This is a genomic window from Streptomyces sp. NPDC046925, assembly GCF_040644915.1.
In the GTDB taxonomy this organism is placed as follows: domain Bacteria; phylum Actinomycetota; class Actinomycetes; order Streptomycetales; family Streptomycetaceae; genus Streptomyces.
Genome location: NZ_JBEYWZ010000001.1, coordinates 1,321,563 through 1,341,147, shown reverse-complemented (window position 1 = coordinate 1,341,147; position 19,585 = coordinate 1,321,563). Strand labels below are relative to the sequence as shown.

Genomic DNA, 19,585 nt, shown 5'->3' with positions numbered 1-19,585 from the left:
CTGCTACACCCGCAGCGCCTCGCCCATGTTCTCCTCGCGCCAGCGGCGCAGCAGTTCGTGGAAGGCGACGGCACCGTGCGGGTAGGCCGTCGGGCCGTTCGGGCGGCCGCGCCCCTCGGCGTTGTAGTAGCCGGGAGTGCACTCGGCGTGGAACCAGGCGTGGTCCGGGGCTCCCTGCGCGCAGACGTCGACCCAGGCGTCCTCGGCCTCGGGGGCGGGCTCCACGACGGCGCCCTTCTCCCGCGCGGCGGCGATCAGGGCGGCGGCGTGCACGGCCTGCTCGTCCAGGATGTGGGTGAAGTTCACGCTGCTGGCGTTCTGCAGCGAGCCCATCCGGATCAGGTTCGGGAAGCCCTGGCTGATGAAGCCGTGCAGGGTGCGCGGGCCCCGCTGCCGCCAGGAGTGCAGGAGCTGGACGCCGTCGCGGCCGGTCACCGGCAGCCGGCCCGAGGTGATGCCGGATGCGCCCACGGAGAACCCGGTGGCGAACACCAGGCAGTCGACCTCGTACTCCGTTCCGTCCACGACGACGCCGCGTTCAGTCATGCGCTCGATGCCGTGGGTGTCGGCCGTGTCGACGAGGGTGACGTTGTCGCGGTTGAACGCGGGCAGGTACTTGTCGGAGAAGGTGGGGCGCTTGCACGCGTACCGGTACCAGGGCTTGAGGGCCGCGGCGGTGGCGGCGTCGGTGACTTCGGCGGCCACGCGTGCGCGGATCTGGTTCATCGTGGCGTGGTCGGCGGCCTCGTAGGCGATCTCGAAGTCCGGCTCGCCGTGGCGGCGGAAGCTGGGCAGGAGCTTTTCGAGGAGGCCTGCCGACTCGGTCCACCGGTCCGCGACCAGGTCGTGCCCGGCGTGTTCTCCGGAGCAGATCCGCAGGAAGTTCTCGCGGCGCTCGGCGGCCCAGCCGGTGCGCTCCGCGCCGACTTCCCCGGGCGTCATCCGCCGCTGGCCGCGCACGTCCACGGCGGAGGGGGTGCGCTGGAAGACGTACAGGTGTCCGGCGTCCTCGGCCAGCATCGGGATGACCTGCACCCCTGTCGCGCCGGTGCCGACGACGCCGACCCGTTTGCCCGCGAGGCCGGTCATGCCGCCCTCGGGGCTGCCGCCGGTGTACGCGTAGTCCCAGCGGGAGGTGTGGAAGGTGTGACCCCGGTAGTCCTCGATGCCGGGGATGCCGGGGAGCTTGGGCTCCGAGAGCGTGCCGGTGGCGGTGATGACGTAGGCGGCGCGGAACTCGTCGCCCCTGTCGGTCGTGACGGTCCATTGCCGGGCCGTCTCGTCCCAGGTCAGGGAGGTGACGGCGGTGGAGAACAGGGCGTGCTCGTACAGACCGAACTGCTCGGCGATGCGCACCGCGTGGCGGCGGATCTCCTCGCCCGGCGCGTATTTCCACTCGGGCACGTAGCCGGTCTCGTCGAGCAGCGGCAGATACACGTGCGACTCGATGTCGCAGTGGATGCCCGGATAGCGGTTCCAGTACCAAGTCCCCCCGACATCACCGCCCTTGTCGATGACCCGCACCGTCGCCACGCCCTGGTCGCGCAGCCGCGCAGCCGCCAGAATCCCGCCGAAGCCGCCGCCGACGACCGCGACGTCCACCACGTCGTGCAGCGGCTCTCGCTCTGCCGCCTCACCGGTGTACGGGTCGGCGGCGAAGTAGCCGAACTCCGCCTCCGTGGAACGGTATTGGGCCGTGCCCTCGGGGCGGACGCGGCGTTCGCGCTCCAGGCGGTAGCGCTCGCGCAGGGCGGCGGTCTCCTGCGGGGTGGGCGGGTTGGCGCAGTGCGGCAGAGGCATGGTGCGGACGTCCTCTCGTGGGGGTGCATCGGGCTGCGCGCAGGGGTGATCGCCGCCCTCGCCGGGGCGTCCCGCGCGGTCCCAGGTACGGTAACCCAGCAACCGGACAGTGTTGTCCGGTTGGGGTCGTCTCCCCCTGGCCCGCCCCGCCGTCCTGACCCGAAAGGCCCGCGATGCCGAACCTCTCCCCCGCCTCCCCGTTGCGCGACTGGCTGGCGGAACCCACCGCCGGACAGGTCCTGCGCGGCATGCTGGCCGCACAGGGCCACAGCGAGGAGGCCCTGGCCCCCGCCCTCGGCCTGCCGCTCGAACAGCTCGTGCGGATGTCGGGCGGCAAGTTCCCGCCGGAACTCGTGGACGTGCTGGTGACCGCCGCCGAGACCGGACAGCTCCCCGAGGGTCTGCCGACCGCGCCCCCGGTCGAGGCCGCCACGGCCGTCGAGCCCGGAACCGGCGTCGAGATCGGCACTCCCGAGCCATGGACCGAGCAGGTCACGCCGAGGCGCTTCGGCGGCCAGACCGTCGTCGTCACGGGCGCCGCTTCCGGCATCGGCAAGGCCGTCGCGTCGCGCATCGTGCGCGAGGGCGGCCGCGTGATCGCCGTGGACGTCTCCGCCGAAGGGCTCACGGCGCTGACCGCGGAACTGGGGGCCGCGGTCGTGCCCGTCGCCGCGGACATCACCGGGCCCGCGTCCGCCGACGCGGTGCTTGCCGCCGCGGACGGTCGCGTGCACGCCCTGGCGAACGTCGCGGGTGTGATGGACGACGACGCGGCCGTGCACGAGGTCGACGACGCGATCTGGGAACGCGTCATGCGCATCAACGTCGAAGGACCCATGCGGCTGATGCGCGCCGTCGTGCCCGGCATGCTCGCCGCGGGCGGCGGCCGGATCGTCAACGTCGTCTCCGAGGCGGCCCTGCGCGGTTCGGCGGCCGGTGCCGCGTACACCACCTCCAAGCACGCCCTGGTCGGCCTGACGATGTCGTCGGCCTACCAGTACGCGGGCACCGGCGTGCAGATCAACGCCGTCGCTCCGGGCGCGGTCGCCACCGGCATCCCGGTGCCCGCCGCCGCCCCCTACGGCTCGGCCCGCACCGCGAAGATGCGCGTGGCGATCCCCGGTTTGGCCATGGCGGAGGAACTGGCCGCCTCCATCACGTTCCTGCTCAGCAGGGACTCCGTGAACATCAACGGCGCCGTACTGCCCTCGGACGGCGGCTGGTCGGCGGCCTGACGGCGACCGGCCGCCCGGAGCCTCCCGCCTCACGTCCCCCGCGCGTCTCCTCTTGCCCCCACCTCGGAAGGAGCACCACCCCCGCATGCCCACCTACCGCGCACTCCTCCCCCGCCCCCGCACCGCCCTGACGGGTGTCGCCGCCCTCGGCCTGCTGGCCCTGACCGCGTGCGGCACCCAGACCACCACCGCGGCGTCGGCCTCGCACCCCGAGCCGTCCGGCGAGGGCCGGACCATCAAGGCCACCCGGGTCGCGCATGTGACCGACCCTCACGAGGCCACCGGCAGGACCCTGTTGGAGGGCCCGGTCCTCCAAGAGAACGGCGACCTGTACGTCGTGGACGTCACCGCCCCCGCAGGCGAACCCAAGGTCCTCTCCGTCGACCTGGCCACCGGCAAGCACCGGAGCGTCCACACCGACAAGACCGGCGCCTATACCTCCGCGCAGATCAGCCCGTACGACGGCCGCCTCTACCTGACCGACTACACCGGGCCGGTCGTCAGCATGGAGCCGGACGGATCAGATCCGCGCACGTTCTTCTCCGGCGAGGTGGACGGCTCCGCCATGAACCCCGACGACATCGCCTTCGACGACGAGGGCAACCTGTACGTGAGCGATCTGCACGGCATGAAGCCCGGTGAAGCCGAGGGCCGCATCGTGCGCATCGACCGCGACGGCAAGAAGACGACCGTCCTGGCGGACGAACTCGCCCACCCCAACGGGGTGATGTTCGACCCCGCCACGCGTGGCCTGTGGATCAGCGAACTCGCCGAGAACACCGTGTCCTACCTGCTCCTCGACGCCGACAAGACCGCGGTGGCCTCCCAGCACGAGGCCATCCATGTCGACGCGGGCGTGGCGCAGACCGACTCCATCGCCGTGGACGCCGACGGCAACCTCTACCAGGCACTGCACGGACGGCCGGCCATGGCCGTGTACAGCCCGCACGGCGAACGCCTGGCCACCGTCGAGATTCCGGCCAAGGCGGCCAAGGGCCTGGAGTCGGCGACCAACGTCGCGATCTCGCCGGGCGGCAGGAAGGCGTACATGACCGTCAGCGGCCCCGACGGCGGTTACATCTACCGCTTCACCGCGCTCGCCGACGGCATACGGCAGTCCAACGGCGGCTAGCGGGAGCTGCCGGCGGCTGTCGGCGGCTGTCGGCGGCTGTCGGCGGCTGCCGGCAGCTGAGGTTCACGCGTCGTCGACGGTGGTCTCGACGGGCCGCATCGGCCCCACCTCCACGCCGAGCAGGCTCCATGCGGCCAGAGCTCGGCGTTCCCGGTCCTCCGGGGTGGGGCCGCCGACGGCTCCGGAGACCATCGCGACGGCAAGCATGACGTCGTCGGCGGTCAGGCGATGGCCTGTCGGCAACAACCGGGACAGGACGGTGTGGACGCGCCCGGCCAGCGCCCTGGCGTGCTCGCCGTCGCCCCGTATGCGCAGCAGGTCGACGAACGCGGTCGACCGGGTGATGTGCCAGGTGACCACGCCCAGGACGCTCGCGAGGTCCGCGCCGGGCTCGGCGGCGGCCTGTTCGACCTGCTGGACGTTCTCCTCCAGGACGGCGGTGGCCAGCGCGATGCGGTCGGCGAAGTGCCGGTAGAGGCTGCCCTGCCCCACCCCGGCACGGCGGGCGACGGCCGAGAGCGGGGCGTCGAGGCCCTGTTCGGCGAAGACCTCGCGGGCGGCGGCGATGAGGGCGGCTCGATTGCGGGCCGCGACCCGCCGCCCCTGATTGGCCGGCCGACCCGCGTCGTGCGGCTCCTCGGGCTCGGTGGGGTTGATCACGCCGGAAGCGTAGTACGAGCACGAAACGACCACGCAACCTCATCCGCCTCACGAAGGCGATCTGGACGCCGCAGTCCCGCGTCGAGCAAGCTCGTCTCGCGATGGCGACCATGGATCAGGATCGGGGTGCGGGACTGTGACGACACGCAGGACAGTGATCAAGGCGGTGGGTGCCGGAACGGTGGCGAGCGGGCTTTCCACGCCCGCGTCGGGCGTCTCCGGCGCTCCCCGGGCGGCCAGGACCGACGTACTGGTGGTGGTGGAGAAGAGCAACCACTCGGTGAGCTTCTACGACGCCGTGACGGGAGAGCGCCAGGAGACGATCCGCCTGCCCGAATACCCCCATGAGATGGTCGTCGACTCGCGCGGGCGTTTCGCCTACGTCGGGCACTACGGGGTGCGCATGGCTTCCACCGTCGGCGAGGGCGGCTCCGCGGTCTTCGTCGTCGACCTGGCCGAGCGGACCCTGGCCCGGACCATCGACACCCGCCCCTTCAACCGCATCCACGGCATGGGCATCGACCGTCACGACCGGCTGTACGCCCTGAGCGAGGAGAAGGCGGTATTGCTCGGCTTCGACGCGCCGTCCACCGACACGGCACCGACCAGGGCGGTGCCCACGCAGGGGGTGAAGACGCACCTGTTCGCGCTCAGCCGTGACGGCGAACGGGCCTATGTGACCGGCCTGTTGTCCCACACGGTGAGTCTCGTACGCCCTCACGACGCCTCCGTGGCGCCCGTCCTGGTCACTCCCGGCCTGCTGCCCGAGAGCAGTTGCCTGAGCCGGGACGAGAAGACCCTGTTCGTCGGCGCCCGCAAGAGCTCCGCGCTGGTCGCCGTCGACACCCGCACCATGAAGGTACGCCGGACCAAGAGGGTCGGCGGCGACCCCTTGCGGGTCTACATGATCGACGACGAACGACTCCTGGTGACGGACATCGCCGCCAAGACCCTCACCGCGTACAGCACCGACCTGCGCCCGCTGCGCACGCTCCACCTGAACGGAACCCCGTCCGCGGTGACCCTCCACCCCGGCAGGCCGCTGGCGTACGCGTCCCTGCTTGACACCAACGAGATCGCCGTCGTCGACCTGAACCGCTTCACCGTCACCCACACCTTCGCCACCCACTCGGAACCGGACGCCGCCGTGCTGCTGGCCCGTTAGCGCGCTCAGTGACCGCGGAATGCCTCCTCGAGCCACCATGCTCCGCGCTCCCGCACCACCTTGGCGTCGACGAGCAGCGGTGTGGTCCGCGGGCCCGCCACCCAGTCCCGCACGGGCTTCAGGTCGGCGGGGGTGCGTACGGTCACCGCGTCGAAGCCGTAGCCGCGGGCCACGGCGGCGATGTCGGTGGGCGGGAACTCGACCGTGGAGAGCGGGAATCCGTCCGGGCCGAAGTGATGCACCTCGGCTCCGTACGCGTCGTCGTTGTACACGACGATCACCATCGGCAGTCCGATCCTGCGCACCGTGTCGAGTTCGACGGCGCTCATCAGCGCCCCGCCGTCGCCGAGCGCGGCCACCGCGAGCCGGTCCGGGCGGGCCAGGGCCGCGCCGATCGTGGTGGCGAGACCGAGGCCGATGGACTGGAAGGCCTGCGTGAAGCACAGGCCCTGTTCGTCGGGGACGGACAGGTACATCGTCGGGTAGCCCATGAAGTTGCCCGAGTCGACGCCGATGACCCGTTGCGCGGGAAGGATGTCGTCGAGGGCGGCGCTGAGCGTGCGCGGGTCGATGCGGTCGCGGGTGCCGGTGTCCTCGTACGGGATGTCGCGCCAGCTCAGTCGCTCGGCGAGGGCGTCGGCGATGTCGGGGGTGCGGTAGCCGGGGCCGCCGTCCTCCTCCAGTGCGGTGCGCGTCCTCTCCGCCGTCAGGCGCACGTCGCCGGTGACTCCGAGGTGGACGGGGCGGTGCGCGCCGAGTGCCGTGGGGTCGTCGTCGACCTGGACGAGGGTCGTGTCCGGGCCGATGAGGCCGCCGTGCCGTGTCGTCCACATGGTGAGCGAACAGCCCAGGGCCACGATCACGTCGGCGTCCCGGATCAGTTCGGCGGCGAGCGGCGAGGAGAATCCGCCCGCCACGTCGAGCGACCACGGGTTGCCACGGAACAGGCCGCGCGCCACCGCCGACGTCGCGAGCAGCGCACCGCACCGCTCGGCGAGCGTCTCGATCGCCCGGCGGCAGTCGGGTCCGCGCGCACCGCGTCCGGCGACGATCACCGGGCGCTCGGCGTGCGCGAGGATCGCGGCGAGGGCCGCGACGTCGTCGGCGGCGGGTTCGACGGCGCGGCGCGGCGGCGGAGGTGCGACGGCGGCCAGGGCCCGGTCCGCGTCGGGAACGTCCAGTGCCTGTACGTCGAGCGGCAGGTTGAGCACGACGGTGCACCGCTCGTGGACGGCACGGAGGACGGCGCCCGACGTCTGGGCGACGGCGTCGGCCGCCGACGTGACGCGGACGCTCAGGGCACCGACCGCCTGCGCCAACGCGCCCTGATCGACGTGGAAGTTGGAGTGCGGTTCGGTCGCCTCGGCCGCGAGCACGACGAGCGGCGTCCGGCTCTTGGCCGCTTCGCCGATTCCGGTGAGGGCGTTGGTGAGCCCGCACCCCTGGTGCACGCTGACCACCGTCACCGCGCCCCGCACCCGGGCGTACGCGTCGGCCATGGTGGCGGCGCCGCCCTCGTGGCGCGCCGCGACGAACCGGGCGCCCGCCGCCACCATCGCGTTGGTGGTGTGGAAGTTCCCGGAGCCCACCACCCCGAAGACCTGGCCGACTCCGGCCGCGACCAGGGCCCGCCCGACTGCTTCGGCGACCTTCACGACGACCGTCCCGCCCGTTCGACGAGGGCCAGGACCCGCGCGGGCGCCCCCGAGCCCGTGACGATGGGCAGCGGCCCAGCGATCACGACGGCCCCGGTGGGCGGCAGTTCCGCGAGATTCTGAAGCTGTGTCAGGCCGTATTTCCCGCTGCCCATGAGGTACGAGTGACAGGGGAACGCGGGCTCGAAGGCGTGCGCGCGGCCCGCGTCGGTGCCCACCGTCTCCACGCCGAGCCCGATGACGGGCGACTCCTGGGCCACCCAGCGGGCGCAGGCCGCGGACAGGCCCGGCGTGTGCGGGCCGTTCTCGTCGGCGTTGAGGAACGGCTCCTGCGCGTACGCCCTGCTGTCCCACCCGGTGCGCACCAGGAGCCAGCCGCCGTCGGGCAGCGCCCCGTACCGGTTCTGCCAGGCCTGTATGTGCTCGACCTCGATCAGGAAGTCGGGGTCCTTGGCTGCCTCGTCGGTGACGTCCAACACGGCTGCGGGAGCTACGAGTTGACCGGCGGGCACCGAGGCGACATCGGCGAGGTCCTTGCCGGTGACCCAGTGGTTGGGGGCGTCGAAGTGGGTTCCGGTGTGCTCGCCGGTGCGGATGTTGTTCCAGTACCAGGCGGGGCCCCGGTCGTCGTACCGGCTGATCTCCTCCAGCTCGAACACCTGGGTCTGCCCGAACTGGGGCGGCAGTTCGAGCACCGGTGTGGTGGACGACAACGGCGCGGTGAGGTCGACGACTTCGATACCGCCACCACGCAACCCGGCCACCAGGGCGGCGAGAACGGAGGGTGTCGACGGCCCGGACGCTGCTGCGGATGCTGACGTTGACTCAGGCATGCCTGCATCCTGAAGGCACCGGCAACCCCGCACAAGCGTCCCGTCCCCAGCGCACGCATGTCGCTGATGCTACGAGTCGGCCCGTATCGCCGGTGTATCAAGAACCGCATACGTGCCGACAACGCCGTGCTGCCTTGACTTGCGGCATGAATCGATTACCGCAAGCAGCATCGACAACGCCCCGCCGGACGAGCCGACTTCCGGTCGTCGGCATCATCATCGTCCTGGCGGCGGTCGTCGCCTTCCTCGGCTACCGGGTGGCGGAATCCTCGTCCTCCTCGGCCGCCGCGGCAGCTTCCAGTGCCCTTCGCGATGACCAGCGCGGTGGGCTCGGCGAGGCCGACGGTGTCGTCCCCGACGGCGTGACGGTCTTCGACGACACGACGCCCGCCGTGGCCGAACTCGATCCGGATCTGCTCACAGCCCTCCGCCGGGCCGCGACGGCCGCCGCCGACGACGGAATCACGATCTACGTCAACAGCGGCTGGCGTTCCCCGGAGTACCAGAAGCAGCTCTTCCGCGAGGCGGTCTCCGAGTACGGGTCCGAGGACGAGGCCGCCCGCTGGGTGGCGTCCCCGGCAACATCGCCCCATGTGTCGGGGGACGCGGTCGACGCCGGACGCTCCGACGCGACGCGGTGGCTGTCCGAGCACGGCGCCGGTTACGGGCTGTGCCAGATCTACGAGAACGAGCCCTGGCACTACGAACTGCGCACCGCCGCGATCGCCGATCACTGCCCGCCCATGTACGCGGACGCCACGCAAGACCCGAGGATGCAACGGTGACCGAGCAGGCCGGTCCGTGACGTGGGGACTCATACCCGGCGACTGAACGTCCTCGGCCGGGTCACAGCCCCGTACAGCACACGCCGCATGCGCCTGATGGTCCGCATGATGTGGTTTCCCCTCTTCTGATCCCTGCCGTCGTTCCGCCGGGTCTGCCCGGGCAGCTTCCCTTCAGTGCCCCGCTTCGCGGATCTCTAACAGGCAAAGACGCACCAGTCGTCCCGTGGCGGAAATCAGGGGCCGGTGCCGACGACTCCCGGCAGCGCCAGCGCGCCCATGACCGCCGTGCCGAGCACGAACCAGGCGACGTAGTCCCCGATGTGCCCCGAGTGCAGACGAAGCAGTGTCGCCGTCCACGCGGAGGGCTCTCCCGGCGCCGCCCGCCGCACGGCGAGGGCGGCGCATCCGGCCGCGCAGGCCGTGGCGAGCGCGCCGGTGAGCAGAGCGGCCGGCGTCCAGTGCGGAGCGGGGGCGTCCGGGCCCGCGAAGGCCCTGCCCGCTCCTGCCGCAAGGGCGGGGACCAGCCCCACGGCCAGCGCGCCCGCCAGAAGGGCGGCGGGTACGGCCACCATCGGCAGCGGAACCCGCCTGCCCAGCGGCTCGCGCGTCTCGGGCTCCTCGTCCCCGGACGTCGAGTCGGGCGACTTCGAACGGTCGGGCTGCGGACCCGCACCCAGAAACACCCGCGCCCCGGCGCGCATCACGGCCGCGCCGGTGACGACGGAGACGGCGAGGAACAGCGCGGTGGCGGCGCCCGATGCCTCCTCGGCCACCCCCTTGCCCAGGGCCGTACCGAAGGGCGGCAGGCCCGTCAGGGCGAACGCGGCCATGCCGTAGAGCACGGCGACGACGGGCAATTCCCGCCCTTTGCCGTGCAGTTCGCGTTCGTCCACGCTGCCGTAGCGGTCGAGCAGGATTCCGGTGCACGCGAACAGTGCGGCCTTGGTGCCCGCGTGGCCCAGCACGTAGAGGGCGACTCCGGCGGTCGACTCGGGCCGCAGCAGGCCGATCCCCACGAGGAAGAGTCCCGTGTGGGCGATCGTCGAGTAGGCGAGCATGCGCTTGAGGTGGCGCTGCCGCCAGCACAGCACCGCGCCGAGCAGTGCCGTGGCGGCCCCGAGGACCACGAGGCAGCGGGTGAAGTCGGCGGCGGGCAGACCGCCCGCCCCGGCGAAGACGACGGTGTAGACCCGCCAGACGCCGTAGACACCGAGTTCGACCATGACGCCGGACAGCAGCATGCAGACCGGGGTCGGCGCCACGGCGTGCGCGTCCGGCAGCCAGAAGTGGAAGGGTACGGCCGCGGCCTTCACCAGGAGCCCGGTCATCACCAGGACGAACGCGCCGAGAACGAGTGCGTCCGCGGGCTCTCCGGTCCGCAGCGCGTCGCCGATCTGCCGCATACCGAGCTCGCCGGTACGGGCGTACAGCATCGCGATCCCCATCAGCGTCGCGTACGCGCCCAGCGAGTTGACGACGCCGAAGGTGAGGGCGCCCTGCACCGCTTTGGGCTCCTCCACCCGGTAGCCGGTCAGGGCGTAGGCGACGACGCTCATCAGCTCGAAGAAGACGAACGCGTTGAAGAGGTCACCCGTCAGCGCGAAGCCGCACATGCCCGCCTGGAAGAGGAGCACCAGTGCGGGGAAGGCTCCCGCGCGGCCCTGCGGCACCTCGTCGAAGTAGCGCCAGGAGTAGGCCAGTACGGACACGGTCAGCAGGGAGACGAGTGCGGCGAGCCCGGTGCCGGGTGTGTCGCCGACCAGGACGATGCCCACGCTCTTGCCGTCGCCGCCGGGTTCCCAGCCGCCGACCCACTCTGTGGCGCCCGGTGACGCGTGGGCGAGGAGCAGGACGGCGAGGGCGGTCGTGGCGACGGCCACCGCTGCGGCGATGCCGTCGGCGGCGATGCGCGGCAGCAGCCGGCCGACCGCGACGAGGAGGGCGGCGCCAAGCAGGGGCAGGACCACGACCAGGGGCAGCAGTTGGCTCATCCGCGCAGCTCGGAGAGTTCGTCGGGGTCGGCGGTGCCGTGCCGTTTGGACACCTGGATGACCAGGGCCAGGAGCAGGGCGGTGACGGTCGCGCCCACGACCACGTCGGTGAGTGTGAGCGCCTGCACCACGGGGTCGACCAGGGGGCGGGAGCGCGGGGTCAGGTCGGAGTGGACGGGCGCGGTGCCGCCGTCGCGGTAGCCGACGGCCAGGAGCAGGACGTAGGTGGCGGACTGGCAGACGGCGAGGCAGCCGACGGCGTGCACCAGGTGGCGGCTCGTGGCCAGTCCGTAGCAGCCGACGAGGAAGATCCAGCCGGAGATCAGGTACGGGAAGGCGTCCATCATTCCGCGCCCGCCTTTCCCGGATTCTTGTCTGTGTTCTTCCCGGCGCTCTTTCCGGCGCTCTTCCCCGCGTTCGACGGAGCCTCGGTGATCTCCACGGCCTGGTCGAGGAAGCAAGCCACCAACACCACTACCGCGCACGCCACTTCGATGCCGACCGCCAAGTTCAACAGGGGCACGGTGCCGCCCGACGCCAGGGTGTTGAACGTTCCGTACGGCAGCACGTTGGCCAGGAACGCGGTGCCGCCGATCAGCCCGGCCACACCGACAAGGAGGTAGGCGGCTTCGCCGATCGCGTCACCCACCGCGTACAGGGAGACCGGACGGATGCGTTCGAGAGCCCGGTAGTCCACCCCCACGTACAGAAGGTGCACGGCGGTGGCCACGATGACGCCGCCCTGGAAACCGCCTCCCGGGCTCAGTTGTCCGTGTGCGACGACATACAGGCCGACCACGAGGGTGATGGGGAGCGCGATGAGGGCGTAGCGCCGTACACCGGGGTCGACGGCGGCGGACCGGGGAGGCACCCGGTCCTCGTCGCGGGTCTGCCGGAGCAGGACGACGGTGCCGAGGACGGCCGCGAACAGGATGGACTCCTCGCCGAGGGTGTCGAAGGCACGCAGGTCGAAGTTGATCGACGCCACCACGTTGGAGGTGCGCCGGGCCAGGGCCGCGTCGGTCGCACGGTCGCCGTAGGGATGGAGGGCGCCGCCGAACCGCGGCAGACGCAGGAACGCGGCGACGAACAGCGACGCGAGGCCGATCGCGCCGATGCCCAGAACCCAGCGCCGCGTCCGGATGTTCACTGCTCGGCCCCGTCACCGGCGCCGGGGTGCCCGCGGCGTCTGACCTTGCGGACGGACAGCAGGATCATCAGCGGCGTGATGACGGACCCGACGGCGAGTTGGGACAGTGCCACGTCCGGCGCCTGGAGGACCGTGAAGAGGGCGGCAAGGGTGAGCCCGAGGACCGCGAGGACCAGGGCCTGCCGGGCCGGCTCCCGCACCGCGACCGCCACCGTCGCCGACGCGGCCACAAGGACGAGGCACAGGGAGATGATCAGATCGTTGCCCACAACGCTTCACCTCTGGTTCTGCCGGGATGAGTCTGCCGTGCGTGCGCGCCGCTCATCGCGCCGCGTCCGCTTCGTCCACCACGCCCACGGACAGGGCGCGCGAGGCGATCACGTTGCCGATCGCCACCAGGGCTCCGATGAGGACGAGCTTCGCCGTCGGCCTGCCGAAGGCCGTCGCCGCGCACACGGCGACGGTCACCGCCAGCGAGGCGGCGACGCTGAGGACCGTCACCGCCGTCGCCCCTCGTGGCCTGCCTCCCTGAAGGTCATCGGCAAGGAGCCGGACGCACACGAGGGTGCCGACGGGACCCAGCAGCGCGAGGACCAGGGACAGATCGGCGTACGAGGGCCGCCCGTACCCCTGGGCGAGCAGGAGGAAGGCGAGGGCGACCACGGTGCTGCCCGTGTTCTGCGCGAGGACCCTGCGGCCCAGCGGCCCGGACGCCACGCCCCAGATCACGGCGGGCAGCCCCGACGCCAGCAGTGCGGCCCCGCACCACAGCCAGGCGTTCACCCGGAGCCCGCCGCGCGCCGGGCCGCCGTGGCGGCCAACGCCCCGGCCAGGCCGCAACCGGCCCCGACCGCAAGCTCCAGCACGTCGACCTCGGTGATCAGCACGAGCCACAGCGCGAGGAGAGCAACCCACCAGCACACAAGTTCCGCGGCGGCTGACCCGAGCCCGCCGCGCCACCGTCCGGTTCCCATGGCGTACGACGGGCAGCGCGTCAGGCGCGGCACAGACAGAACGGGTGGCCCGCCGGGTCGGCATAGACGCGGAATCCGCGCTGTCCGTCCTGGTCGTCGAGGTCGAGGGGCACGGCACCGAGCGACAGGGCAAGGGACTCGGCCGCTCCCATGTCCGTGACCTCGAAGTCCAGGTGCATCTGCTGGGAGTTGTCGCCGCGGGGCCACTGGGGCGGCTGCTGGCCCTCGGCCCGCTGGAAGGCGATGCGGTGGCCGCCCGGCGCGTACAGGTCGTACCAGTCGTCGCTGTCCTGTTTGAGGTCGCCCCCGAGGAGCGCGGCGTAGAAACCTGACAGGGCAGCGGGATCGGGACAGTCCACGGCGACGAGACAGTAGGTGGCTACGGGCATGGTGTTCTCCTAGTCCACGTCTGCGACACGTTCTCTCGGCGGCTCCGGGGTACCCCGGGCCGGAGCTCGCACACGGCGGTGCCGCCGCGGAATCCGGGACAACGCGTCAAAGCCGCTCCGGGGCCCGCAGAGGCGGCTGACGGAAACGCACTCTCCCATGAACCCCCTCTTCAGGGGCTTCATCCGGAGCCGCGCCTGCGTGTCGGCCTGCGCGGCACGGACCTGCGGGGCGCGGACCTGCGGGGCGCCGGGCTACGCGGCGCGGTACGCGCGCAGGAAGGTGCGCACTCCCTCGACCACGAGGGGGCGGACACGGCTGTCCTCCGTGGCATTCGCGGAGCCGAGGCGGTCCAGCGCGACGCCGAAGGTCAGCGCGATGAACTGGTCGGCCGCGAGGCGGGGGTCGGGGACGTGGAGCAGTCCGGCGTCGGCGAAGGCGGCGAACCGCTCGGCGATCGCTTCGTCGGGGGTGTCGGCCATGGAGTTGTAGCCCCGGTGCGGCAGGTTGCCGGACTCCGCGCGGACCAGGCGTTGCAGCGTTGCGTACTCCGCCGAGCCGAGCATGTCGGTCGCGATGCGCATCGAGAACGTGACCAGGGCGTCTTCCAGGTCGGCGCCCTCGGGGAGGTCGGTGAGGGTGTCGTCGAGGGTGCGCCGGATCGTGGTGATCATCGCCTCGCCGACAGCGTCGACGACTGCTTGCAGCAACGTCCGCTTGTCGCCGAAGTAGTCGTAGACCGTCCGCTTGGACACCTCGGCCCGGGCGGCGACCGCGTCGACGCTGGTCCGGTCGAAGCCGTCGGCGAGGAACAGTTCCCGGGCCGCCGAGAGGATGGCGGCCCGCTTCTGTGCGGATCCCTCGCGCAGGGTCTTCGTGGTCGGCGTCTTCGTTGTCGGCATGGGCTCATCCTAGCCGCCCACCGAACTACACTGCACGGTGTAGTGTAATACTGGTTCAGCAAATCGCCCGGCCCACTCGCCCGGTGACTCGCCCCGCCCGACTGCCGCCCGGCCCACCCGCCCGGCAATGACGGAAGGACGTCCATGACCGCAACCCTGACTCCGCCGGTCCGCATCACGAAGGCCGCCATCTGGGCCCTCGGCCTGCTGGCCCTTGCCACCGGCGCCCTGGAGTCGGTGGTGACACCGACACTCCCGCTCCTGCAACGCGAGTTGGACATGAGTCCGGCCGAAGGGGCGTTACTCAGCATCGTTCTCCTCATCACCGGCGCGCTCATCACGCCCGTCGCAGGCAAGTTCGGCGACCGCTACGGCGGAAAACGGGTCCTGATACGGCTGATGGCGGTGGTCTCGACCGGCGGCCTGGTCTCCGCCCTGGCACCCAACCTGCCGGTGCTGCTGCTCGGTCAGATCCTCCAGGGAGCGATGGTGGGCGCGCTGCCCCTGTCGTTCATCCTGGTGCGCAAACACCTCCCCGCCGGCGAGGCGAAGGTGGCCATCGGCACGGTCAGCGGATTGTTCGTCGGCGGCGGGATGGCGGGCACGCTGTCGGCCGGGCCGGTGGCGGAAGGTCTTTCGCGGCACTGGATGTTCGCGCTTCCGACGCTCGCGGTCATCGGGGCGACCATCTTCGTGAACCGCCTGATGCCCCATGACGCGCCGGTCCGGTCGGACGACGCAGGGATCGACTGGGCGGGACTCGTCCTCCTCAGCGGGACGCTGGTCACGCTCATGCTCGTGCTCGCCCTCGCGCCCGATCTCGCCTCGCAGCCACTCGCGCTCGGCGCCCTCGTCGTGGTGCTTGCCGCCTTCGTGACGGGATGGACGGCCGTCGAGCGCCGCGCGGCCTCACCCATGGTCGATCTGCGGATGCTGGCACGGCCCGCGGTGTGGAAGTCGTGCGTGTTGACGTTCGTGATCTGCGTCGGCACCTCGGTACCGGTCTATCTCGTCCCGCAGTTGTTCGATGTGCCTGCCGACGCGTACGGATTCGGGGCCAGCGCCACCGAGATCGGCTTCTACCTGCTGCCCGGCGCCGTGGCCGCGTCGCTCGCCGGGCCGATCGGCGGGATGGGAGCACGGCGTTTCGGGTCGCGTGCCGTCGTCACCGCCGGGATCGTCATCATGGTCGTCGGTCTGACCGGCCTCGCAGCCGTCCACACCGAGGTCTGGCACCTCGTCGTCGGCAAGATGCTGATCGCGCTCGCCAACGGCCTGTGCGTCACGGCGATGGTGACGAGCACCGCCACCTCTGTCGACCAGAGCGACACCGGCATCGCCACCAGCCTCGTCCTGGTGACCCGCGTGCTCGGCTTCGCCGTGGGGTCGCAGGCCAGTGGTGCGCTCCTCACCGCCGCGACCCCCGCCGGATCGGATGTACCGGCCGAATCGGCCTTCGTCACCGGCTTCGTCATAGCCGGCGTCGTCACGGCACTGGCCCTGCTTGTCGCCCGCACCATGAGCAAAGGAGTCAAGGAATGACCCGCACCGGTCTGTTGAGGGGCGTCGGTACGACACCGAGGCGTACGGCACTGATATCGGGGGCCAGCATCGCGGGACCCGCCCTCGCCTACTGGCTCAACCGCTACGGCTTCGCGGTCACGGTGGTCGAGAAGGCGAGCGCCCTGCGCGGCGGCGGCTACCCCATCGACGTACGCGGCACCGCACTTGAGGTCGTACGGAAGATGGGCATCCTGCCGCGGCTGCGGGAGGCGCACATCGATCTGCGTCGGCTCACTTTCCTTGACGCGGACGGCGGCGAGGTCGCCTCGATCGACCCGCACGCCGTCACCGGCGGAGTCGCGGGACGCGACATCGAGGTGCGGCGCGGGGACCTGACCGACGCGCTCTACGCGGCCGTCCGCGACGACGTGGAGTTCCTCTTCGACGACTCCATCGCCGCCCTGGACCAGTCGTCCGGGCACGGGGTCGACGTCACCTTCCACGGGGGCGGCAGGCGCACGTTCGACATGGTCTTCGGCGCGGACGGCATGCACTCACGCACCCGCGAGTTCCTGTTCGGCCCCGAGGAACAGTTCCATCGGTACCTCGGCTACTGCTTCGCGGGATTCACCATGCGCAACACGCTCGGGCTCTCCGACGAGCTCATGATGTGGAACACCCCGGGCAGGGCGGCGGCCCTCTACGCCGTGGGCAACAGCGACCACGTGCACGCCTTTCTGAACTTCGCCCGTCCGCAACCGCCATACGACGCGTTCCGGAACCCGGCGGCCCAACGGGACCTGGTCGAGGCCGTCTTCGCCGACGCGGGCTGGGAGGTGCCGGGCATGCTCGCCGCCCTGCGCGACGCGGACGACCTGTTCTTCGACGGGGTCAGCCAGATCCGTATGCCCCGCTGGTCGAGCGGCAGGGTGGCGCTGGTGGGCGACGCCGCGTACGCGCCCTCGTTCCTCACCGGGCAGGGCTCGAGCCTCGCGCTCGTCGGCGCGTACATGCTCGCCGGTTCGGTGGCCGACCGGGACCACACCGCGGGCTTCGCCGCCTACGAACACGACACGCGTGGCTTCGTGACCGTGAACCAGGACCAGGTCGGCAAGGGCGATGCCGCGCTCTTCCCGACCACCGCCCGGGCCCTGGAGCAGCGCAACACCATGCTGCGCAATCTCAGCGCCAGGCCGTCCGCGCCGTCCGGGGAGGGGCGACCGGCTCATTCGGCGCTCGCCCTGCCGGAGTTCATGCCGGTTCCGTAGCGCAGAAAGGCGGCTCTTCACCGGCGCCGAGCCGCTCTTAAGAACTTCTTACCCTCAGCCCCGATGCTCTCCCCCGTGGATCACGTGAAGAGCAACAGCAGTCAGACACCCACAGCACGGCACGGTGATGTCGCGGGCGCGACGCGTCGGCGCCGCATCCGTACGTACGGCATCGCCGCGGCTGTCGTGCTGACCGTCACGACGGCGTCGGCCGGATATCTGGCCATGGCCGAGCCGTCGGCCGACGGCGGCACGGCGGCCGAACCGCCCCAAGTGCACGGCAGCGCGGTCGACTTCACCGTGCGGGGCGGTGTCGCGCGCGTGGACACCGGGTCGCTGCGCGTCACGGGGCGCACCGACGACGGGGCCTCGCTCCCGGTGTCCGGCGCGGCGGGACAGCGGCTCGGCAAACCGGGCAAGGTGACCGTGGACGGCGGCTCGGCCCGCTGGTCGTACCCCGGCAAGAAGCTCACCGTCACTGCGGGAAGCGTTCACGGCCGGCTGCGCATGACGGTGCACTCCGATGCCGACCAGAACCTGTCCTGGCCCAGTACCGCGCCCGGGGCGGGCGGAGCGCTACAGATTCCCCGTGGCGAGGGCCTGCGCGTCCCGGTCGGCGACACCTTTTGGAACTCCGCCGAAGCCGGCCTGAAGGACTCCGAGGCCGAGCTCTCGGGCGGCCTCACCCTTCCCGCCTGGGGCTACACGCGGGGCAAGCACGGCGTCAGCTACATCGTGCCGGAGGAAGTCGGCACGTCCCTGGGCTTCGCCTCGAAGGACGGCCGGATCGGCTCCACGGCGCGGCACGAGTTCTCGCGGCACGAGCAGACCCGCGACTACACGGTGCACTTCTCCCTCACGGACTCCTCCCCCGTCTCCTCCGCGACCGACTACCGCGCCTACCTCGACGAGCACGGCAAGCTGAGCTCCTTGAAGCAGAAGATCAAGGAGAACCCGAACATCAGCACGATGCTCGGGGCCCTGCACGCCTACGCGTGGGGCGACGCCCGTACCGCGAAGGGCGTGAACGAGCTGCACAAGCTCGGCGTCTCGCGGCTCTGGCTCGGTTACGACGCCGACGAGCAGCCGATGGACAAGCAAGCCGTGCGGGCCGCGAAGCAACACGGCTACCTGGTCGGCCCGTACGACTCCTACGCCAACGGCCAGCCCTCCGCGAGCGCCGACAACCCCTCCTCGAAGTGGCCTGGTTCGGTCTATCCGGACTTCTGCGTACGGAACTGGAAGGGCGAGATCAAGGAGGGCTTCGGCGGCCGGGGCTGCTACCTCAGCTCCCGGGCCTTCAAGCAGGCCGAGCCCGGCAAGCACTACCTGGACGATCGGGCGAAGAAGATGACGGCCAACGGCGCCGACAGCTACTTCCTGGATGTCGACGCGGCGGGCGAGCTGTTCTCGGACAGCAGCAAGGGCCACCGCATGAACAAGAAGCAGGACCGCGCCAACCGCCTGGAGCGGATGCGGAAGCTCGCGTCCGACGACAAGTTCGTCCTCGGCTCCGAGTCCTCCGGCGCCTGGGCCGCCCCCGTGCTCAGCTTCAACCACGGCGGGCAGACACCGGTCGCGGACGGTTTGTGGAAGCTGGAGAAAGACAAGGAGAAGTGGGGCGGTTACGCGCCGCAGGGCGAGCCCGCGGTCTTCTTCAAGCAGGTCAAGCTGCCGTCCGCGCTCGCGAAGGCGATGTACGAACCGCGCTACCGCGTCCCCCTGTACGAAACCGCCCTGCACGACTCCGTCATCAACACCGACCGCTGGGAGATGCCGTACAACAAGCTTCCGGACCAGAAGACCGACCGGGCGTTGATGTCCGCCCTCTACAACACTCCGCTCAACTTCACGCTCGGCGGCACGAATCTGACGTCCACGGGCAAGGAGATGGCTGCGCTCCAGCGCTACTTCGCGCCCCTGCACAAGGCCGTCGGCACGGAGCGGATGACGGGCTACCAGCGGCTCACCGGTGACGGCACGGTCCAGCGCTCGGAGTTCGCCGACGGAAAGCTGACCGTGACCGCCAACTTCGGGGAGCAGCAGTACGGTTCACTGCCCGGCGGCTGCGTGGACGCCAAGCTCAAGAGCGACGCGAAGCCCCGGCGCCTCTGCCCCGAGCTTCTCTGAAGGGGACTGCTGAAA

At 71.2% G+C, this 19,585-nt stretch carries 19 protein-coding genes; 7 read left to right on the top strand and 12 right to left on the bottom strand.

Annotated elements, in window-relative coordinates:
- Positions 1–3: 3 nt before the first annotated feature.
- A complete protein-coding gene (locus ABZ906_RS05550) occupies positions 4–1,800 on the bottom strand; it encodes an NAD(P)/FAD-dependent oxidoreductase (protein ID WP_361377663.1) in 1,797 nt (598 codons plus the stop codon).
- 173 nt (positions 1,801–1,973) lie between these two features.
- Here ABZ906_RS05550 and ABZ906_RS05545 point away from each other — a divergent pair, with 173 nt between their 5' ends.
- Together ABZ906_RS05545 and ABZ906_RS05540 are read left to right on the top strand one after the other, a co-directional pair.
- A complete protein-coding gene (locus tag ABZ906_RS05545) occupies positions 1,974–3,035 on the top strand; it encodes an SDR family NAD(P)-dependent oxidoreductase (protein WP_361377660.1) in 1,062 nt (353 codons plus the stop codon).
- Positions 3,036–3,120: 85 nt separating this feature from the next.
- Positions 3,121–4,167, top strand: a complete 1,047-nt coding sequence (locus ABZ906_RS05540; RefSeq protein WP_361377657.1) for an SMP-30/gluconolactonase/LRE family protein — start codon at positions 3,121–3,123, stop codon at positions 4,165–4,167.
- 63 nt (positions 4,168–4,230) lie between these two features.
- On the opposite strand, the gene ABZ906_RS05535 is transcribed toward ABZ906_RS05540, so the two are convergent.
- Complete coding sequence (locus ABZ906_RS05535) at positions 4,231–4,827, bottom strand: helix-turn-helix domain-containing protein (RefSeq protein WP_361377654.1); 597 nt, start codon at positions 4,825–4,827, stop codon at positions 4,231–4,233.
- Positions 4,828–4,963: 136 nt separating this feature from the next.
- On the opposite strand from ABZ906_RS05535, the gene ABZ906_RS05530 reads away from it, so the two are divergent.
- On the top strand, positions 4,964–5,992 hold the full coding sequence (locus tag ABZ906_RS05530) for a YncE family protein (RefSeq protein ID WP_361377651.1): 1,029 nt from the start codon (positions 4,964–4,966) through the stop codon (positions 5,990–5,992).
- A 5-nt stretch (positions 5,993–5,997) separates the two neighbouring features.
- On the opposite strand, the gene ABZ906_RS05525 is transcribed toward ABZ906_RS05530, so the two are convergent.
- Positions 5,998–7,647 (bottom strand): thiamine pyrophosphate-binding protein, encoded by a 1,650-nt coding sequence (locus tag ABZ906_RS05525; protein ID WP_361377648.1) that lies wholly within the window; start codon positions 7,645–7,647, stop codon positions 5,998–6,000.
- On the bottom strand, positions 7,644–8,480 hold the full coding sequence (locus ABZ906_RS05520) for a cyclase family protein (RefSeq protein ID WP_361377645.1): 837 nt from the start codon (positions 8,478–8,480) through the stop codon (positions 7,644–7,646). Before ABZ906_RS05520 ends, ABZ906_RS05525 begins: the two co-directional genes overlap by 4 nt.
- Positions 8,481–8,626: 146 nt before the next feature.
- Here ABZ906_RS05520 and ABZ906_RS05515 point away from each other — a divergent pair, with 146 nt between their 5' ends.
- Positions 8,627–9,265, top strand: coding sequence for a M15 family metallopeptidase (locus ABZ906_RS05515; RefSeq protein WP_361377642.1), 639 nt, complete (start codon positions 8,627–8,629; stop codon positions 9,263–9,265).
- A 233-nt stretch (positions 9,266–9,498) separates the two neighbouring features.
- Here ABZ906_RS05515 and ABZ906_RS05510 read toward each other — a convergent pair whose 3' ends face one another.
- The 8 genes from ABZ906_RS05510 to ABZ906_RS05475 all read right to left on the bottom strand — a co-directional run bounded on the left by ABZ906_RS05510 (position 9,499) and on the right by ABZ906_RS05475 (position 14,669).
- Entirely contained in the window at positions 9,499–11,256 is a 1,758-nt protein-coding gene (locus tag ABZ906_RS05510) for a complex I subunit 5 family protein (RefSeq protein ID WP_361377639.1), read from the bottom strand.
- Positions 11,253–11,603, bottom strand: coding sequence for a sodium:proton antiporter (locus tag ABZ906_RS05505; protein ID WP_361185937.1), 351 nt, complete (start codon positions 11,601–11,603; stop codon positions 11,253–11,255). The genes ABZ906_RS05510 and ABZ906_RS05505 overlap by 4 nt, the downstream gene beginning before the upstream one ends.
- Positions 11,600–12,406, bottom strand: coding sequence for an MnhB domain-containing protein (locus ABZ906_RS05500; protein ID WP_361377636.1), 807 nt, complete (start codon positions 12,404–12,406; stop codon positions 11,600–11,602). The genes ABZ906_RS05505 and ABZ906_RS05500 overlap by 4 nt, the downstream gene beginning before the upstream one ends.
- A complete protein-coding gene (locus ABZ906_RS05495; protein WP_361377633.1) occupies positions 12,403–12,675 on the bottom strand; it encodes a DUF4040 domain-containing protein in 273 nt (90 codons plus the stop codon). Before ABZ906_RS05495 ends, ABZ906_RS05500 begins: the two co-directional genes overlap by 4 nt.
- 52 nt (positions 12,676–12,727) lie before the next feature.
- Positions 12,728–13,189, bottom strand: a complete 462-nt coding sequence (locus ABZ906_RS05490; RefSeq protein ID WP_361377630.1) for an MrpF/PhaF family protein — start codon at positions 13,187–13,189, stop codon at positions 12,728–12,730.
- Positions 13,186–13,380, bottom strand: a complete 195-nt coding sequence (locus ABZ906_RS05485) for a hypothetical protein (RefSeq protein ID WP_361185926.1) — start codon at positions 13,378–13,380, stop codon at positions 13,186–13,188. The genes ABZ906_RS05490 and ABZ906_RS05485 overlap by 4 nt, the downstream gene beginning before the upstream one ends.
- Before the next feature lie 20 nt (positions 13,381–13,400).
- Positions 13,401–13,769 carry a VOC family protein gene (locus tag ABZ906_RS05480; protein WP_361185923.1) on the bottom strand — a complete coding sequence of 123 codons (369 nt, stop codon included), beginning with the start codon at positions 13,767–13,769 and terminating at the stop codon, positions 13,401–13,403.
- Between the two features lie 252 nt (positions 13,770–14,021).
- Positions 14,022–14,669: a TetR/AcrR family transcriptional regulator gene (locus ABZ906_RS05475; RefSeq protein ID WP_361377627.1), complete on the bottom strand. Its 648-nt coding sequence runs from the start codon at positions 14,667–14,669 to the stop codon at positions 14,022–14,024.
- A gap of 144 nt (positions 14,670–14,813) precedes the next feature.
- On the opposite strand from ABZ906_RS05475, the gene ABZ906_RS05470 reads away from it, so the two are divergent.
- The 3 genes from ABZ906_RS05470 to ABZ906_RS05460 all read left to right on the top strand — a co-directional run bounded on the left by ABZ906_RS05470 (position 14,814) and on the right by ABZ906_RS05460 (position 19,570).
- Positions 14,814–16,211, top strand: a complete 1,398-nt coding sequence (locus ABZ906_RS05470) for an MFS transporter (protein ID WP_361377624.1) — start codon at positions 14,814–14,816, stop codon at positions 16,209–16,211.
- On the top strand, positions 16,208–17,440 hold the full coding sequence (locus ABZ906_RS05465) for an FAD-dependent monooxygenase (RefSeq protein WP_361377621.1): 1,233 nt from the start codon (positions 16,208–16,210) through the stop codon (positions 17,438–17,440). Before ABZ906_RS05470 ends, ABZ906_RS05465 begins: the two co-directional genes overlap by 4 nt.
- A 75-nt stretch (positions 17,441–17,515) precedes the next feature.
- Entirely contained in the window at positions 17,516–19,570 is a 2,055-nt protein-coding gene (locus ABZ906_RS05460; protein WP_361377618.1) for a glycoside hydrolase, read from the top strand.
- The last annotated feature ends 15 nt before the right edge of the window (positions 19,571–19,585 follow it).

Coding starts and splice junctions, on each gene's coding strand:
- ABZ906_RS05550 (WP_361377663.1), bottom strand. CDS start 1,800: ATGCCTCTGCCGCACTGCGCCAACCCGCCCACCCCGCAGGAGACCGCC.
- ABZ906_RS05545 (WP_361377660.1), top strand. CDS start 1,974: ATGCCGAACCTCTCCCCCGCCTCCCCGTTGCGCGACTGGCTGGCGGAA.
- ABZ906_RS05540 (WP_361377657.1), top strand. CDS start 3,121: ATGCCCACCTACCGCGCACTCCTCCCCCGCCCCCGCACCGCCCTGACG.
- ABZ906_RS05520 (WP_361377645.1), bottom strand. CDS start 8,480: ATGCCTGAGTCAACGTCAGCATCCGCAGCAGCGTCCGGGCCGTCGACA.
- ABZ906_RS05515 (WP_361377642.1), top strand. CDS start 8,627: ATGAATCGATTACCGCAAGCAGCATCGACAACGCCCCGCCGGACGAGC.
- ABZ906_RS05510 (WP_361377639.1), bottom strand. CDS start 11,256: ATGAGCCAACTGCTGCCCCTGGTCGTGGTCCTGCCCCTGCTTGGCGCC.
- ABZ906_RS05505 (WP_361185937.1), bottom strand. CDS start 11,603: ATGATGGACGCCTTCCCGTACCTGATCTCCGGCTGGATCTTCCTCGTC.
- ABZ906_RS05485 (WP_361185926.1), bottom strand. CDS start 13,380: ATGGGAACCGGACGGTGGCGCGGCGGGCTCGGGTCAGCCGCCGCGGAA.
- ABZ906_RS05480 (WP_361185923.1), bottom strand. CDS start 13,769: ATGCCCGTAGCCACCTACTGTCTCGTCGCCGTGGACTGTCCCGATCCC.
- ABZ906_RS05475 (WP_361377627.1), bottom strand. CDS start 14,669: ATGCCGACAACGAAGACGCCGACCACGAAGACCCTGCGCGAGGGATCC.
- ABZ906_RS05470 (WP_361377624.1), top strand. CDS start 14,814: ATGACCGCAACCCTGACTCCGCCGGTCCGCATCACGAAGGCCGCCATC.
- ABZ906_RS05465 (WP_361377621.1), top strand. CDS start 16,208: ATGACCCGCACCGGTCTGTTGAGGGGCGTCGGTACGACACCGAGGCGT.